Here is a 17,170-nt window from a genome sequence, read left to right on the forward strand (position 1 = left end):
GCATAGTCGCCGGCAACTCCCTTCGAAACCCTTGATATACGGGGCTCTCGCAAGTTTGGCATACACCTTGCTATAACCCTGCTAACGAACAGCAGGTCAGCCTAAAGGTTTCCGCCATGAGCATCAGCTTCGATAAAGCGCTCGGTATCCACGAACAAGCCCTGGGCTTCCGCGCCCAGCGTGCCGAAGTCCTGGCCAACAACATCGCCAACGCCGACACCCCGAACTACAAAGCTCGGGACTTGGACTTCTCCGCCGTGCTCGCCGCACAACAGGACAAGACCAAGAACGGCACCTTCGCCTTGAACATGACCAATAGCCGTCATATCGAAGCGCAAGGCCTGGGCAATGGTGACGAGTCGCTGCTGTATCGCACGCCGATGCAGCCGTCGATCGACCAGAACACCGTTGACGCCCAGCTGGAGCAATCGAACTACGCCGAAAACTCGGTGAACTTCCAAGCCAGCTTCACCCTGCTCAACAGCAAATTCAAAGGGCTGATGTCAGCCCTGCGCGGAGAGTAAGCCATGTCCCTGTCCAGTGTTTTCAATATTGCCGGCAGTGGCATGAGCGCGCAGACCACGCGTTTGAACACCGTCGCCAGTAACATCGCCAACGCCGAGACCGTCTCCTCGAGCATTGACCAGACCTATCGCGCCCGCCATCCGGTATTCGCCACCATGTTCCAGGGTGGCCAGGCAGGCGGCAGCGAGTCGCTGTTCCAGAATCAGGACGCAGCTGGCTCCGGCGTGCAGGTGTTGGGCGTCGTCGAAGACCAGAGCAACCTGGAGGCCCGTTACGAGCCCAACCATCCTGCCGCGAACGAAAAGGGTTACGTCTACTACCCCAACGTCAACGTGGTCGAGGAAATGGCTGACATGATTTCCGCCAGCCGTTCGTTCCAGACCAACGCGGAAATGATGAACACCGCCAAAACCATGATGCAGAAGGTCCTGACCCTGGGTCAGTGATAAGGGGCGCCAAATAATGGCCATCGTTGATACGTCAAACAACACGGCTGTCCAGGACCTGTTCAACTCCAAGGTCAAGGACGCGTCGAACAATGTCTCGAATGTTTCCAAAGCGGCCACGGGTAACCAGGCGCTGGGCAAGGACGCATTCCTGCAGTTGCTGGTGACCCAGCTGAAAAACCAGAACCCGCTGTCGCCCCAGGACAACGGCGCGTTCGTGGCCCAGCTTGCCCAGTTCAGCAGCCTGGAAGGCATCAACACCCTGAACGACTCGGTGAACAACATCTCCAGCAACTTCAGCTCTTCTCAAGCGCTGCAGGCTTCGTCGCTGGTGGGGCGGTCGATCATTATCCAGACCGACAAAGCCATGGTGGATACCAGCAAGAGCATGAACGGTTCAGTGGCGGTGCCATCGGCGGTGGGCAACGTGTCCGTCAAGATCACCGACAAGGACGGCAACGTCGTACGCACCGTGGATATGGGCGCGCAGAGTGCCGGCAGCCAGAGCTTTATCTGGGACGGCAAGAACGACAAGGGTGAGGTCGCCCCAGCCGGCACCTACACCTTCAATGCCTCCACCAAGAACGACAAAGGTGACGCGGTGGCCCTGACCACCTCGCTACCAGCCACGGTCACCAGCGTGACCCTGAGCAAGACCGGCGGCGAAATGCTGCTCAACCTTGCAGGCGGCATGGGCAGCGTCAAGCTGTCGCAAATTCAGACTATCGGTACATAGAGCCGGCTAAATACGGCAGAGGAGAGAAACATGTCTTTTAACATCGGCCTTAGCGGCCTCTATGCGGCCAACAAACAACTGGACGTGACCGGCAACAACATCGCCAACGTCGCGACCACTGGCTTCAAGTCATCCCGTGCGGAATTCGCGGATATCTACGCGGCCTCCAAGCTGGGCACTGGCCAGAACAGCATCGGCAACGGTGTGAACCTGGCGGCGGTGTCCCAGCAGTTCACCCAGGGCGACGTCAACGGGAGTGGCGGCATCCTCGACATGGCGATCCAGGGTGGTGGCTTCTTCGTGCAGAAGGGCAGCGACGGTTCGCTGGAATACACCCGTAGCGGTGCTTTCCGTGCGGACAAAGACGGCTATATCACCAACAATACCGGCACCTCGCGCCTGCAAGGCTATGCCGCGGACGAGAATGGCAAAATCACCAAAGGCGGCCTGGTTGACCTGCAGCTGAACCTGGCGAACCTGCCGCCGAAGGCGTCTACCAAGGTGGACTCTTCCAGCAACCTGAACTCCTCGTCGCCGGTGATCGATCAGTCCAAGAACCCGTTTGATCCAACCAAGTCCGAAAGCTTCACCACGCAATACAGCACCACCTTGTACGACTCCCAGGGCAATGCGCACCCGATGGTGCAGTACTTGGTCAAAACCGATGCCAACCAGTGGCAGGCCTACACCTTGATCGATGGCCGCAATCCTGATGGTTCGGCTCCTACCGGTACCGGTGCTGACGTGAAGGCGCCTGTGCCGTCGACGTTGAGCTTCGATGGTGCTGGTAACCTCAAGAGCATCGTGACCGGCGGTGTTGCCGGTAACACCTTGACCATCAAGGATTGGGTACCTGGCACGGTGACCGATGGAGTATGGAAAGCTAACGATGCGACGGCTAACAAGGATGGCATCGCCATCAACATGGGCACCGTCACCCAGTACAACTCGGCCAGCTACCGTAACCCGCCGGTCACAGATGGTTACGCCACCGGCCAGATCACCGGCCTGAAGATCGATGGCAGCGGCGTGCTCTTCGCCACCTTCAGTAACCAGCAGAGCAAGGCCATCGGCCAGATTTCCCTGGCCAGCTTCAACAACGAGCAGGGCCTGCAGCCCGCCGGCGGTACGACCTGGAAAGAGACCTTCGCGTCGGGCCAGCCGGGCTACGACGCACCGGAATCTGGCACTCTGGGGTCGATCAAGGCCAGTTCCCTGGAGAACTCCAACGTCAACTTGACCAACGAGCTGGTGGACCTGATCAAGGCCCAGAGCAACTACCAGGCGAACGCCAAGACCATCTCCACCCAAAGCACCATCATGCAGACCATCATTCAGATGACCTGATAGGTTAGCGCTTTAAAATGTGGGAGGGGGCTTGCCCCCGATAGCGGTGAATCAGCCAAGTATCCATTGACTGACACCCTATCGGGAGCAAGCCCCCTCCCACATTTGCATCTGCTTCACGCTGTCCATCCAGGTATTGACCGAACAGCAATACCGCAACAAGGGCTTTATGCCCGCCCAAGAAAAAGCCCCCGATACACCCTAGGTGTATCGGGGGCTTTTCTGCCTCGGGTGGTTAAACCCAGGGCAGGTTCAGCTTATTGGCAAGCTTCGCAATCCGGCTCGTCAATGGCGCAGGCCTTTGGCACCGGCGCCGGGCCGGCTGGCGCTGCGAGTACCGAGTCATCACCGTGGTTGCCGCTGGACACTGCGTTCAGCTTGCCGGTGTTGATGGTCGACTTCTCGGTGCTGGTGGCGGCCAGGGCACGGAGGTAGTAAGTGGTTTTCAGGCCACGGTACCACGCCATGCGGTAGGTCACGTCCAGCTTCTTGCCCGAAGCGCCGGCGATGTACAGGTTCAGGGACTGGGCCTGGTCGATCCACTTCTGACGACGGCTGGCGGCGTCAACGATCCACTTGGTGTCCACTTCGAAGGCGGTCGCGTAGAGCTCTTTGAGTTCTTGCGGGATGCGCTCGATCTGCTGCACGGAACCGTCGTAGTACTTCAGGTCGTTGATCATGACCGAGTCCCACAGGCCACGGGCCTTCAGATCGCGAACCAGGTACGGGTTGATCACGGTGAATTCGCCCGACAGGTTCGATTTCACATACAGGTTCTGGTAGGTCGGTTCGATCGACTGCGACACGCCAGTGATGTTGGCGATGGTGGCGGTCGGTGCGATGGCCATGATGTTGGAGTTACGAATACCCTTCTGCACACGGGCACGTACTGGTGCCCAGTCCAGGGTTTCGTTCAGGTCGACGTCGATGTACTTCTGGCCACGGGCTTCGATCAGGATCTGTTGCGAATCCAGCGGCAGGATGCCCTTGGACCACAGCGAACCCTGGAACGTCTCGTAGGCGCCGCGCTCGTCGGCCAGGTCGCAGGAAGCCTGGATCGCGTAGTAGCTGACCGCTTCCATGGACTTGTCGGCGAACTCGACCGCTGCATCGGAACCGTAAGGGATGTGCTGCAGGTACAGCGCGTCCTGGAAGCCCATGATCCCCAGGCCAACCGGACGGTGCTTGAAGTTGGAGTTCTGCGCCTGTGGCACCGAGTAGTAGTTGATGTCGATGACGTTATCGAGCATGCGTACGGCGGTGTTGACGGTGCGCTCCAGCTTGGCGGTGTCCAGCTTGCCGTTGACGATGTGGTTCGGCAGGTTGATCGAGCCCAGGTTGCAAACGGCGATCTCGTCCTTGTTGGTGTTCAAGGTGATCTCGGTGCACAGGTTCGAGCTGTGGACCACGCCCACATGCTGCTGCGGGCTGCGCAGGTTGCATGGGTCCTTGAAGGTCAGCCATGGGTGGCCGGTTTCGAACAGCATGGACAGCATTTTGCGCCACAGGTCTTTGGCCTGGATGGTCTTGAACAGCTTGACCTTGCCTGGGTACTCGGTGAGAGCTTCGTAGTACTCGTAGCGCTCTTCGAAGGCCTTGCCGGTCAGGTCGTGCAGGTCCGGCACTTCGGATGGCGAGAACAGGGTCCACTTGCCGTCATCGAAGACGCGCTTCATGAACAGGTCAGGGATCCAGTTGGCGGTGTTCATGTCGTGGGTACGACGACGGTCATCACCGGTGTTCTTGCGCAGCTCGATGAACTCTTCAATGTCCATGTGCCAGGTTTCCAGGTAGGCACATACAGCGCCTTTGCGCTTGCCACCCTGGTTCACGGCAACGGCGGTGTCGTTTACCACTTTCAGGAACGGTACGACGCCCTGGGACTTTCCGTTGGTGCCCTTGATGTAAGAACCCAGTGCACGCACCGGTGTCCAGTCGTTGCCCAGGCCGCCGGCGAATTTGGACAGCATGGCGTTGTCGTGGATCGCGTGGTAGATGCCCGACAGGTCATCCGGCACGGTGGTCAGGTAGCAGCTCGACAGCTGTGGACGCAGGGTGCCGGCGTTGAACAGGGTCGGGGTCGACGACATGTAGTCGAAGGACGACAGCAGGTTGTAGAACTCGATCGCACGGTCTTCTTTGTTCTTCTCTTCGATCGCCAGGCCCATGGCCACGCGCATGAAGAACACTTGCGGCAGTTCGAAGCGGATGCCGTCCTTGTGGATGAAGTAACGGTCGTACAGGGTTTGCAGGCCCAGGTAGGTGAACTGCTGGTCACGCTCGTGGTTGATCGCCTTGCCGAGTTTTTCCAGGTCGAAAGTGGCCAGGACCGGGTTCAGCAATTCGAATTCGATACCTTTGGCGATGTAGGCCGGCAGGGCCTTGGCGTACAGGTCGGCCATCTCGTGGTGAGTGGCGCTGTCGGCGACTTTCAGGAAGCCCAGGCCTTCGGCGCGCAGGGTGTCCATCAGCAGGCGGGCGGTCACGAACGAGTAGTTCGGCTCACGCTCGACCAGGGTACGGGCGGTCATCACCAGCGCGGTGTTGACGTCGGTCAGGGCCACGCCGTCGTACAGGTTCTTCAGGGTTTCGCGCTGGATCAGGTCACCGTCGACTTCTTCCAGGCCTTCGCAGGCCTCGGTGATGATGGTGTTCAGGCGGCCCAGGTCCAGCGGTGCGAAGCTGCCGTCGGCCAGGGTGATGCGGATCGACGGGTGCGCTTGTACGGCGGCTTCTTCGGCCGGAGAACGTACTGCACGCTCCTTGGCGCGCGAGTCACGGTAGATCACGTAGTCGCGGGCCACTTTTTGCTCGCCGGCACGCATCAGGGCCAGTTCTACCTGGTCCTGGATTTCTTCGATATGGATAGTGCCGCCCGATGGCATGCGACGCTTGAAGGTCGCGGTGACCTGTTCGGTCAGGCGTGCAACGGTGTCGTGGATGCGCGACGAAGCGGCAGCGGTGCCGCCTTCAACTGCAAGAAACGCTTTGGTGATGGCGACGGTGATTTTGTCATCGGTATAAGGAACGACAGTGCCGTTACGCTTGATCACGCGCAGTTGGCCAGGTGCAGTGGCGGACAGATCCAGGTTCGAATCAGCGGCCTGCGGCACGGAGCCCTGCGGGTTCTCGCGAGTTGTGTCGGTTTGCATGAGGGGGTGTCTCCACATTCTATATTTATTTGGGCACCATCACGGTGCCCACCGTTCCGTCCTGAAGCACTTACAGCAGGCCTGGGCCTGGCATAACAACTTCGGGACAGGAGGAAGGGAGCTCATCGCGCCGCTTCCATGCCGAAGTCTTTGGTTCGGGGCCGGGGAGCCCTTCGCCGTATTCCTGGTGGGTGACAGTGGCCCCATTCAAGCCCTGCAACACCCGTACCGTTTTCTGCCAATCGGGTTGGAAAACGGCCGCCATCCGCGTGCGCGGTTTGGGCTTTCAAAAAATGCTTTGGTTCAACCAAACGCGAGCAAGAAAGCGCTTGAGTTTCTTGTCTGATCTGTGTTTGGTCTTTTCGCTGAAAACCCTACATGTAGGGTTTTTTTAGCGCCGAGGTACAAGATAATGCGTTTTTGGGGGCTTAGCAACGCACTACCTGTGGATAACGCTGTGGGTAAAATGTGTATGAATCATGGAACACCCGTGTAGGCCGCATTACTACTGGATTACACCGTTTGTCACCGAATATTCCCGGGTAGAAACTGCCGGCGGGAATTTTGAGGGCGCGAACCCTACCACAAAAAATCGCCATGACCGAATGGATTTCCCGGCTTGTGTTCAAGGGCCGGTGCATGGCTACAATCGGCCTTGATCTGGGCGATAGCGTGCTTGCTCCATATGACAACTGTAGGAGCGAGCTCGCTCGCGAAAATCGTCAACGATAATGCGGTAAACCCGGATAACCGCGGTGCCCTTGCGTTCTTCGCGAGCAAGCTCGCTCCTACAATAGAGAACCGAGGTAGCGCATGGAGCAAGAAGCCTGGCAGATACTGATCGTCGAGGACGACGAGCGACTCGCCGAGTTGACCCGTGAGTACCTGGAAAGCAACGGCCTGCGTGTGTCGGTGGAAGGCGATGGTGCCAAGGCCGCGGCGCGCATCATCGCCGAGCAGCCGGACCTGGTGATCCTCGACCTGATGCTGCCCGGCGAAGACGGCCTGAGCATCTGCCGTAAAGTGCGCGAGCGCTATGACGGCGTGATCCTGATGCTTACCGCGCGCACCGACGACATGGACCAGGTGCTGGGCCTCGACATGGGCGCCGACGACTACGTGTGCAAACCCGTGCGCCCGCGGTTGTTGCTGGCGCGTATCCAGGCGCTGCTACGCCGCAGCGAGCCGGTGTTGCCGCCCGCAATGGAACATCAACGCCGCCTGCAGTTTGGCCCACTGGTGGTGGACAATGCCTTGCGCGAAGCCTGGTTGCATGAGAGCAGCATCGAACTGACCAGCGCTGAATTCGACTTGCTGTGGCTGCTGGTTGCGAACGCCGGGCGCATCCTGTCCCGCGAAGAAATCTTCATAGCGCTGCGTGGTATCGGCTATGACGGCCAGGATCGCTCCATTGACGTGCGTATCTCGCGCATTCGGCCAAAGATCGGCGACGATCCGCTCCACCCACGCCTGATCAAGACCATCCGCAGCAAAGGCTACCTGTTCGTCCCCGAAGCCGCTGCCGATATGCCGCTGTGAACTCGATCTTCCTGCGCATCTACGGCGGCATGTGCGCGGCGCTGATCCTGGTGGCGTTGCTCGGCGCTCTGGCACTGCACCTGCTTAATGACGTGCGCAGCGGCCAGTACCGTGAGCGCCTGGCCCACGGCACCTTTGCGTTGATGGGCGATAACCTGCAACCCATGAGCACCATTGAACGGCAGCGCGCCTTGGCGGTGTGGGAGCGCTTGCTGGGCATCCCGCTAGAGCTGCGCACGTTCACCGATGCGCAATTGGACCTGGGCCAGCGCAACCGCCTGCAACGCGGCCAGGTCCTGGTTGAGCAGACCGGGCCTCATGCGGCGCGAGTGCTGCGGTTAGTCAGCGAGCAAGAGCAATTGGTGCTCACGGGCGAAGTGCAGCAGATCAGCGAGCAATTGGCCCGTGCGACTATTTACCTGCTGGCCGACGAACTGGTGCGTTTCCCGGTGGCCGAACAGCCCCAGCGCCTGGCCGACATCAAACACGCCAAGGGTTTTGGTTTTGAAATGCACCTGATGGCCCTTGACCAGGCCGACATGGACGACGACCAGCGTCGTCGCGTGGCGGAGGGCGATACGGTGATGGCGCTGGGCAAGGGCGGCGATTCGATTCGCGTGTTTGCCGGCATGGTCGGCACCCCGTGGGTACTGGAGATCGGCCCGCTGTACCAGATGAACCCGTACCCGGCGCAATGGCTGATCCTGATCACCTTGATCGGCCTGACTCTGATCGGCTTGATCGTCTATCTGCTGGTGCGTCAGCTTGAGCGTCGGCTCAAAGGCCTTGAAGCGGCGGCTACGCGTATCGCCAAGGGCAACCTGGAAGTGCGCGTACCCGCTCGCGGTGCAGACTCGGTCGGGCGGCTGGCGGCCGCTTTCAATGGCATGGCCGAGCACCTGCAGCAATTGCTGGCGATTCAGCGCGAGCTGGTGCGCGCGGTCTCCCACGAGTTGCGCACACCGGTCGCGCGCCTGCGTTTTGGCCTGGAGATGATCGGTGACGCCGCCACGCCCGAGGCGCGGCGCAAATACCTGGAAGGCATGGATGGCGATATCCAGGACCTCGATGGCCTGGTGGACGAGATGCTCACTTATGCGCGCTTGGAACAGGGTGCGCCGGAGCTGAATTTCCAGCGCGTAGACCTTGATGCATTGCTCGATCAGGTGATTGGCGAATTATCGCCATTGCGCCCGCAGGTCACCGTCACTCGGGGTATTTGCCTGTCTTCGGCACATTGGGATGACGCCTGGGTCGACGCTGAACCGCGCTACTTGCACCGTGCCCTGCAAAATCTGGTGAGTAACGCCATGCGCCACGCCAGAGGCCAGGTGTTGATCAGTTATCAGGTGGGGCAGGTGCGCTGTCGCATCGATGTGGAAGACGACGGCCCTGGTGTGCCGGAAAGCGCCTGGGAGCGGATCTTCACGCCGTTCCTGCGCTTGGATGACAGCCGTACCCGCGCTTCTGGCGGGCATGGCCTGGGCTTGTCGATCGTGCGGCGGATTATCTATTGGCACGGCGGGCGGGCGCTGATCAGCAAGAGCAATAACCTGGGCGGGGCATGCTTCAGCCTGAGCTGGCCCAGGGATCAGCATAAACCCTGAAACCGCTATCGCAGGCAAGCCAGCTCCCACAGGTGAATGCGTTCCCAATGTGGGAGCCGGGCTTGCCCGCGATGGCGGTCTACCAGGCGCTGATAGCCACCAGGCTCAACAACTGCTCCCCTTGCACCACAAACTGCCCTTCCAGCTCTTTGCCATGCTTCCATTCTTGCGAAAGATCGGTCAGCAACCGCAGGCGCACCTTCCCAGCCGCTGACCACTCCAACACCTCGGCATGCTCGAAATAAAAGCGCTTGTGCACGATCGGATAGAGCGCCTTGAACAAGCTTTCCTTCACCGAAAACGTCAGCGTCACCAGCAAGGCGTGTTGCTCACGGGGCAGGGCGGCCATGCGCTGGAGCTCATCGGCCGTCAGAATTTCCCCGGCCAGGCGTTCGGCCCGTTCCACCGTCAGCAGATGCTCCAGGTCCATGCCCAGCCCGCGCCATTGCGCCTTGTGCCCGACAATCGCCGCAGCGTGCCCGGTGCTGTGGGTGATGGAACCACTGATATGCCCTGGCCAGACCGGGGCACGGTCTTCGCCGATGGCCGGGATGCAGTGCAGATGATCGAGTCGTTGCAGCGCTTCGCGCGCGCACAGGCGGCCGGCGAGAAATTCCGCCTGGCGCTTGGCGACCGAGCGTTGGATGCTCGCGGGCGGCGGCACATCGCAGCGCTGAAAATCGCCGTGGCTCAATAAAGCCGGGTCGAATCGCGTGCTCAAAAACACCGTGCCCGGCAAAGAAACCGGCAACGGCCAATGATCATCGAGTGGGGTGCAGCAAGCGGGTAGGGGCGTCATGCGCGGTATTTTGCCGAGTTGGTGCGCCAGTGGATAGCCCGATGCGGTTCAGCTGCGGTTCAGAGCCTGTTCAGGGGGAGTTCAGGGGCGCCTGCGTAGTCTGGGCCCCACAGCTTAAATGCGTATGAGGTAACCACCATGACTGCGATCAAAAAGCTGATGTTGGCCTTGACCATGCTCGGCGCCACTGCCGGCGTGCAGGCGTCCGATGGCGCCTTTGCGGCCTTTGGCAGCGAGAAAACCAAGAAATCCAGCAACCTGATCCATCGTGTCAGCTTCGAAGACGCCGGCACCCAGGCCGCGCCGTGGGGCCAGGCCCTGGGCGCTACCCCTGCGCAACCCGACTATCGCAGCGGCTACGCGCACCTGACTGGCCACTACAATGGCATAAAACTGCGCCCCCAAGAGCTGCAGGGCCGCTATGATATCCCCCTGTCGGCTAGTTGAATTGCAGTGGAGAACCTTATGAAATTGCTGGTGGTGGAAGATGAGGCGCTGCTGCGTCATCACCTGTTTACCCGCCTGACCGACAGCGGGCATGTGGTCGAAGCCGTGGCCAATGCCGAAGAAGCCCTGTACCAGACCGGCCAATTCAACCATGACCTGGCGATCATCGACCTTGGCCTGCCCGGCATGGGCGGCCTGGACCTGATTCGCCAGTTGCGCACCCAGACCAAGACCTTCCCGATCCTGATCCTCACCGCCCGCGGCAACTGGCAGGACAAGGTTGAAGGCTTGGCGGCCGGGGCCGACGACTACGTGGTCAAGCCGTTCCAGTTCGAAGAGCTGGAGGCACGCATGAACGCCTTGCTGCGCCGCTCCAGCGGTTTTACCCAGTCGACTATCGTTGCCGGGCCGCTGCTGCTGGACCTCAACCGCAAGCAAGCCTCCCTGGACGAGCAACCCTTGGCGCTGACCGCCTACGAGTATCGGATCCTCGAATACTTGATGCGTCATCATCAACAAGTGGTCGCCAAAGACCGTTTGATGGAGCAACTGTACCCGGATGACGACGAGCGCGATCCAAACGTGATCGAAGTGCTGGTCGGCCGCCTGCGCCGCAAGCTGGAAGGCCCGGCCGGGTTCAAGCCGATCGACACCGTGCGTGGCCTGGGCTACCTGTTCAATGAGCGCTGCCGTTGATTCGTTCGCTACGTGTGCGCCTGATGCTGGCGGCCGCCACCCTGGCCGTGCTGTTTATGCTCGGCCTGTTGCCGGCCATGCAAGGCGCGTTCAGCCTGGCGTTGCAGGATTCCATCGAACAGCGCCTGGCGTCGGATGTGACCACCCTGATATCTGCGGCGCGGGTCGACAATAACCGCCTGCTGATGCCGGCGCAGCTGCCCGATGAGCGTTTCAACCTCACCGACAGTCGGCTGCTGGGTTATATCTACGACCGTGAAGGCCATCTGGTATGGCGCTCGCGGGCGACCCAGGAAGAAAACATCAACTACAAACCGCGCTATGACGGGCGCGGCAACGAATTTGCGCGGATTCGCGAGGCCAATGGCCAGGAATTCTTCGTGTATGACGTCGAGGTGCGCCTACTGGGAGGCAAGAGCGCGGCGTTCAGCATTGTCGCCTTGCAGCCGGTGCGCGAATACCAACTGACCCTCGAAGGCCTGCGTGAGAACCTCTACCTCGGGTTCGGCGCGGCGTTGCTGGTGCTGTTGACGCTGTTGTGGCTGGGCCTGACCTGGGGCCTGCAAGCCCTGCGGCGCCTGAGCCATGAGCTCGACCAGATCGAAGGCGGCACCCGCGAAAGCCTCAGCGAAGAACACCCCCGTGAGCTGCTGCGCCTGACTGGCTCCCTGAACCGCTTGCTGCACAGCGAGCGCGAACAGCGTGCGCGCTACCGCGATTCTCTTGATGACTTGGCTCACAGCCTGAAAACGCCACTGGCGGTGTTGCAGGGCGTGAGCGAAGACATGGCCCAGCGGCCTGAAGAACGTAGCCAGGCGTGGGTGCTGCAATCGCAAATCGAACGCATGAGCCAGCAGATCGGTTACCAACTGCAGCGTGCCAGCCTGCGTAAAAGTGGCCTGGTGCGCCACCAGGTCCGCCTGGAACCGGTGGTGCAAAGCCTGTGCGATACATTGGAAAAAGTTTACCGCGACAAGCGGGTCACCGTGACCTTCGATTTACCGCAGGCCTGCGAAGTGCCCATCGAGAAGGGCGCGTTGCTCGAAATGCTCGGCAACCTGCTGGAAAACGCCTACCGCCTGTGCCTCAAGCAAGTGCGTATCAGCCTGGTGGAAAACCTCGATGGCATTGAGCTGTGTATCGAAGACGACGGCCCCGGCGTACCACCGGACCAGCGTGCACGGATCCTGCAGCGCGGCGAACGGCTAGATCGCCAGCACCCGGGGCAGGGGATCGGGCTGGCGGTGGTCAAGGACATCATCGAAAGCTATCACGCGCGGTTGACGTTGGGGGATTCAGCGTTGGGTGGGGCGGCGTTCAGGATTCACTTTCCTGCCTTGTGATCTGCACTGGCCTCATCGCAGGCAAGCCAGCTCCCAAATGTTGATGTGTGAATACATTCAACTGTGGGAGCTGGCTTGCCTGCGATGAGGCCCTCCCAGCCAATACACCGCTAACTCTCCTGCGCTCTGTAGGCCCCCGGCGTCAGTCCTGTCCACTTCTTGAACGCCCGATGAAACGCCGACGGTTCGGAAAACCCCAACTGCTCGGCGATCTCCTGCAAAGACAAATCCGCCCGCCCCAGGTGGTAAATGGCGATATCCCGGCGTAACTCATCTTTCAATGCCTGAAAGCTCGTGCCTTCTTCGCGCAGGTGCCGACGCAGGGTCTGTGGGCTGATGTGCAAGTGCTGGGCGACGGCTTCCAGGTCTGGCCAGGGCGTGCGGTCGCGGCTCAGCAGGCGGCGCAACTGGCTGCTCAGGCTGTCACCTTCATCCGGCCGGGACAACAAGTCGGCAGGGGAGCGCTGCAAGAAGTGCTTGAGGGTGCGTTCATCCTGCAACAGCGGCAGGCTCAGGTAGCGGCTGGGAAACACCAGGCTGCTGGTCGGCGCGCCGAACACCTGGGGGCAGGGGAACAGCAGGTCATATTCACCGGCATGGGCCGGCATCGGGTAACTGAAGGTGGCCTGCTGCAGCCGGATACGCTGGCCGATCAACCAACTGCCCAGGCGATGCCAGATCACCAGCAGGCATTCACTGAGGAAGTGGTCCGGGTCCCATAGCTGTGAGTCGTCCAGGCTCAGGCGCGCCATGTCGCCTTCTTTGGTCAGTTGCCAGCGTGGGCCTTGGGGGAACAGGCTATAAAACAATAAGCCGCGCTCCAGCGCCTTCTCCAGCGTGCGGCAATGGATCAGCGCGTGGCACATCATGGCGAAAGTGCCGCGTTTGCTCGGCGCTTCGGCAAACCCCAGGTATTCGTCATCCAACCCCAGCCAGAGCATTTGCAGCAAGCGGGTATATTGCCCTGGAGCGATGCGGGCGCGGGGTTCGGTCAGTAGTTCCGGGGTGATGCCCACCTGCTGCAACACCCCCGAGTAGTCGAAACCGGCCCGGCGCGCACCACCGAGGGCCGCTCGGGCGTAATGGCTGGCGATGGTACGTTCACGCATGCAAGGGCCTCATCCATGGAGTGGCGGATGGTAGCCATCACCCAGTGGGGCGACAAGGCGGATATCCGCCAAATTGTAGGACGAGACAGGATGAGTGGGCGGAAATCCGCCACTGTGTTGCACTCTCCGGAGTCGCCCGTGAACCCCAAGCCCTGATGTCTAAAGGCCTTCAGCGCGTTTAAGCAAAGTGGCACGCTGTTTGCGATAAGGATTACAGCGCAGGCTTGCTCCTACAGGCTTCGCAAACAACAAATCCCTCCAGTGCAGGAGGGTTCGCAATTCAAGTGCCGTGGGCAATGGCGGATATTTGCCACACGGGACGATTGAGGAACTTTGCAATGACGACTCGTCAGCCAATCTACAAATCCCTGTATTTCCAGGTGATCGTTGCAATCGTTATCGGTATCTTGCTCGGCCACTTCTACCCGCAGACCGGCGTGGCCCTCAAGCCACTGGGTGACGGCTTTATCAAGCTGATCAAAATGGTCATCGCCCCGATCATCTTCTGTACCGTGGTCAGCGGCATCGCTGGCATGCAAAGCATGAAGTCGGTGGGCAAGACCGGCGGCTACGCGCTGCTGTACTTCGAAATCGTTTCCACCATCGCCCTGCTGATTGGCCTGGTCGTGGTCAACGTGGTGCAGCCGGGCGCCGGCATGCACATCGACGTCGCGACCCTGGATGCTTCCAAAGTGGCGGCCTACGTCACCGCCGGTAAAGACCAGAGCATCGTCGGCTTTATCCTCAACGTCATCCCGAACACCATCGTCGGCGCCTTCGCCAACGGCGACATCCTGCAAGTGCTGATGTTCTCGGTGATCTTCGGTTTCGCCCTGCACCGCCTGGGTGCCTACGGCAAGCCGGTGCTGGACTTCATCGATCGCTTCGCCCATGTGATGTTCAACATCATCAACATGATCATGAAGCTCGCGCCAATCGGTGCCCTGGGTGCCATGGCGTTCACCATCGGCGCCTACGGTGTCGGTTCCCTGGTGCAGTTGGGCCAGTTGATGATCTGCTTCTACATCACCTGCATTCTGTTCGTGGTGCTGGTGCTGGGCGCTATCTGCCGCGCTCACGGTTTCAGCGTGTTGAAGCTGATCCGCTACATCCGTGAAGAACTGCTGATCGTACTGGGCACCTCGTCGTCGGAATCCGCACTGCCGCGTATGCTGATCAAGATGGAACGCCTGGGCGCGAAGAAGTCCGTGGTCGGCCTGGTGATTCCAACCGGTTACTCCTTCAACCTCGACGGTACGTCGATCTACCTGACCATGGCGGCCGTGTTCATCGCCCAGGCGACCGACACCCACATGGACATCACTCACCAGATCACCCTGCTGCTGGTGCTGCTGCTGTCGTCCAAAGGCGCTGCTGGCGTGACCGGTTCGGGCTTCATCGTACTGGCCGCCACCCTGTCGGCCGTTGGCCACCTGCCGGTTGCCGGCCTGGCGCTGATCCTGGGTATCGACCGTTTCATGTCCGAAGCCCGTGCACTGACCAACCTGGTGGGTAACGCAGTTGCCACCATCGTTGTGGCCAAGTGGGTCAAGGAACTGGACACCGACAAGCTGCAAAGCGAGCTGGCGTCTGGCGGTACCGGTATCTCCGAAACCCGCGAGCTCGATGACCTGGGCGTGGCTGAAGGCCCGGCGCCTGTCGTCAAGTAAGTGGCTGCTGGCGTGAACTGACGCCAACGCTATCCGTAAACGCCCCGACTGGTTCGGGGCGTTTGCGTTTCTGGCGGGATACAACCGATATTTTTGGTTTACAGTGAGCGCGACAGTACTTACCGGAGGCCTGATGGACAGTGTGGATCTGAACGTCCTGCGCAGCGTGCTGCAATGGCGCCGCGCCGGGCAGCGCGTGATGTTGTACAGCGTGGTGCAAACCTGGGGCAGCGCGCCGCGCCCGCCGGGAGCGATGCTGGCCCTGCGCGGTGATGGTGTGGTGATTGGTTCGGTGTCGGGCGGTTGCATCGAGGATGACTTGATCGCGCGCCTGCAGGACGGCCGCTTACCCGCTGACGGCCCGCCCGTGCAGTTGGTGACCTACGGCGTCACTCGCGACGAGGCGGCGCGTTTTGGCCTGCCCTGCGGCGGCACCCTGCGGCTCACCGAGGAGCGGGTGGAAGAGTGGGGTTGGGTCGAAACGCTGCTGGCGCGTTGTGAAGATCATCAGATTGTCGCTCGCGAGCTGAACCTGGCCACCGGCGAAGTGACCTTGAGCGCCGCCAGCAAGACCGACGTGGTGAGCTTCGACGGCGAACGCTTGCGCGCCATCTATGGCCCGCGCTGGCGCCTGCTGTTGATCGGCGCCGGGCAGCTGTCGCGCTACGTAGCGGAAATGGCACGCCTGCTGGATTTCGAAGTGCTGATCTGCGACCCCCGCGAAGAGTTCGTCTACGGCTGGGAAGACCAGCATGGCCGCTTTGTGCCGGGCATGCCCGACGAAGCGGTGTTGAATATTCATACCGATGAACGCACGGCTATTGTCTGCCTGACCCACGATCCACGTCTGGATGACATGGCGTTGCTGACGGCGCTGAACTCTACGGCCTTCTATATCGGCGCCCTGGGTTCGCGGGTCAATACCCAAAAGCGTCGGGAGAACCTGGCCGCGCTGGGCCTGTCGGCGGAGGCCATTGCGCGTTTGCACGGGCCGATCGGCCTGCACATCGGCAGCCATACGCCGGCGGAAATTGCGCTGTCGCTGATGGCGGAAATTGTTGCGATCAAAAACGGGGTGGCACCGATGCAGAAAAAACCGATGGCAGTGGTGGCCGAGTGACGGTGACGGCGATTGTGCTGGCGGCGGGGCAGGGCAGTCGTTTTCGTGCCGAAGCTGGAGCTGATCAAGACAAATTGCTCGCCGCGTGTGTGGGGCTGGATGGCGTTAGCCGGCCGGTCATCGAGCAGGTGCTGCGCAACTTGCCTGAGCGTGTGGTAACGCGCTGGCTGGTGACGTCGCCGGAGCGCGGGGAGGTTATCCGCCTGGCAGAGGCTTATGGCTGTCAGGTTGTACTGCTGGATTCGAGCGGTATGGGCGACAGTATTGCGGCAGCGGTCAAGGCCAGCGGTGCAGCGGATGGATGGCTGGTAGTGTTGGGGGATATGCCGTTTATTCAGTCATCGAGTATCGAACGGGTGATCGCCAGCGTGGAGGGCGTCACTGTGCCGGTATCTGCCGGGCAGTACGGGCACCCGGTGGCTTTCCATCACAGATTTGGGCCGGCGCTGATGGCGCTGAGTGGGGATCGTGGAGCCAGGCCGTTGTTTGCACAAACTCAGGTGCGAGAGGTGCAGGTAGATGATCCTGGTGTGCTTTGGGATGTGGATGTGCCGCAACGGTTGAGTTTTACTGCAGGTTAAGTGTGGCAGCTGGCTTGCCTGCGATAGCGGCCTGACAGTCAACACAGTTGGAT

General features: G+C 60.7%; 15 protein-coding genes. 12 read left to right on the top strand and 3 right to left on the bottom strand.

The annotated features are described in order from the left end of the window. Positions 1-116: 116 nt before the first annotated feature. From flgB to flgE, 4 genes are read left to right on the top strand one after another with little or no spacing between them, the layout of a single operon-like run. Positions 117-524 carry a flagellar basal body rod protein FlgB gene (gene flgB, locus FXO12_RS26065; protein ID WP_034120825.1) on the top strand — a complete coding sequence of 136 codons (408 nt, stop codon included), beginning with the start codon at positions 117-119 and terminating at the stop codon, positions 522-524. 3 nt (positions 525-527) lie between these two features. Further along, positions 528-971 carry a flagellar basal body rod protein FlgC gene (flgC, locus tag FXO12_RS26070; RefSeq protein ID WP_032895649.1) on the top strand — a complete coding sequence of 148 codons (444 nt, stop codon included), beginning with the start codon at positions 528-530 and terminating at the stop codon, positions 969-971. A 16-nt stretch (positions 972-987) separates the two neighbouring features. Beyond that, positions 988-1,707, top strand: a complete 720-nt coding sequence (flgD, locus tag FXO12_RS26075) for a flagellar hook assembly protein FlgD (RefSeq protein WP_034128455.1) — start codon at positions 988-990, stop codon at positions 1,705-1,707. A 30-nt stretch (positions 1,708-1,737) separates the two neighbouring features. Next, positions 1,738-3,054, top strand: coding sequence for a flagellar hook protein FlgE (gene flgE, locus FXO12_RS26080; protein ID WP_054922158.1), 1,317 nt, complete (start codon positions 1,738-1,740; stop codon positions 3,052-3,054). Between the two features lie 257 nt (positions 3,055-3,311). On the opposite strand, the gene FXO12_RS26085 is transcribed toward flgE, so the two are convergent. Beyond that, the gene (locus FXO12_RS26085) at positions 3,312-6,206 is read right to left on the bottom strand and encodes a ribonucleoside-diphosphate reductase subunit alpha (protein ID WP_032895655.1); all 2,895 of its coding nucleotides are present in this window, start codon (positions 6,204-6,206) and stop codon (positions 3,312-3,314) included. Between the two features lie 813 nt (positions 6,207-7,019). Between FXO12_RS26085 and FXO12_RS26090 the strand changes: the two genes are divergently transcribed. After that, positions 7,020-7,745 (top strand): response regulator, encoded by a 726-nt coding sequence (locus FXO12_RS26090; protein ID WP_034128451.1) that lies wholly within the window; start codon positions 7,020-7,022, stop codon positions 7,743-7,745. Further along, positions 7,742-9,352, top strand: coding sequence for an ATP-binding protein (locus FXO12_RS26095; protein WP_060765199.1), 1,611 nt, complete (start codon positions 7,742-7,744; stop codon positions 9,350-9,352). Before FXO12_RS26090 ends, FXO12_RS26095 begins: the two co-directional genes overlap by 4 nt. Positions 9,353-9,431: 79 nt before the next feature. Here the strand turns inward: FXO12_RS26095 and FXO12_RS26100 are convergent, their stop codons facing one another. Then, positions 9,432-10,151 (bottom strand): 4'-phosphopantetheinyl transferase, encoded by a 720-nt coding sequence (locus FXO12_RS26100; protein WP_057976399.1) that lies wholly within the window; start codon positions 10,149-10,151, stop codon positions 9,432-9,434. 138 nt (positions 10,152-10,289) lie between these two features. On the opposite strand from FXO12_RS26100, the gene FXO12_RS26105 reads away from it, so the two are divergent. Genes FXO12_RS26105 through FXO12_RS26115 form a run of 3 tightly spaced genes read left to right on the top strand, consistent with a single transcriptional unit; the run spans position 10,290 to position 12,637 of the window. Beyond that, the gene (locus FXO12_RS26105; RefSeq protein WP_003193560.1) at positions 10,290-10,598 is read left to right on the top strand and encodes a hypothetical protein; all 309 of its coding nucleotides are present in this window, start codon (positions 10,290-10,292) and stop codon (positions 10,596-10,598) included. A gap of 18 nt (positions 10,599-10,616) precedes the next feature. After that, positions 10,617-11,294: a response regulator gene (locus FXO12_RS26110; RefSeq protein ID WP_003193559.1), complete on the top strand. Its 678-nt coding sequence runs from the start codon at positions 10,617-10,619 to the stop codon at positions 11,292-11,294. Continuing rightward, complete coding sequence (locus FXO12_RS26115; protein ID WP_019817208.1) at positions 11,291-12,637, top strand: ATP-binding protein; 1,347 nt, start codon at positions 11,291-11,293, stop codon at positions 12,635-12,637. The genes FXO12_RS26110 and FXO12_RS26115 overlap by 4 nt, the downstream gene beginning before the upstream one ends. A 110-nt stretch (positions 12,638-12,747) precedes the next feature. Here the strand turns inward: FXO12_RS26115 and FXO12_RS26120 are convergent, their stop codons facing one another. Continuing rightward, positions 12,748-13,746, bottom strand: coding sequence for an AraC family transcriptional regulator (locus FXO12_RS26120; protein ID WP_057976397.1), 999 nt, complete (start codon positions 13,744-13,746; stop codon positions 12,748-12,750). 338 nt (positions 13,747-14,084) lie between these two features. Here FXO12_RS26120 and FXO12_RS26125 point away from each other — a divergent pair, with 338 nt between their 5' ends. The 3 genes from FXO12_RS26125 to FXO12_RS26135 all read left to right on the top strand — a co-directional run bounded on the left by FXO12_RS26125 (position 14,085) and on the right by FXO12_RS26135 (position 17,117). After that, a complete protein-coding gene (locus FXO12_RS26125) occupies positions 14,085-15,416 on the top strand; it encodes a dicarboxylate/amino acid:cation symporter (RefSeq protein ID WP_003189258.1) in 1,332 nt (443 codons plus the stop codon). Between the two features lie 133 nt (positions 15,417-15,549). Beyond that, positions 15,550-16,536, top strand: a complete 987-nt coding sequence (locus tag FXO12_RS26130; RefSeq protein WP_054897927.1) for an XdhC family protein — start codon at positions 15,550-15,552, stop codon at positions 16,534-16,536. Further along, positions 16,533-17,117: an NTP transferase domain-containing protein gene (locus FXO12_RS26135; RefSeq protein ID WP_057976395.1), complete on the top strand. Its 585-nt coding sequence runs from the start codon at positions 16,533-16,535 to the stop codon at positions 17,115-17,117. The genes FXO12_RS26130 and FXO12_RS26135 overlap by 4 nt, the downstream gene beginning before the upstream one ends. Positions 17,118-17,170 lie beyond the last annotated feature (53 nt).

It is taken from the genome of Pseudomonas sp. J380 (assembly GCF_009827115.1).
In the GTDB taxonomy this organism is placed as follows: domain Bacteria; phylum Pseudomonadota; class Gammaproteobacteria; order Pseudomonadales; family Pseudomonadaceae; genus Aquipseudomonas; species Aquipseudomonas paracarnis.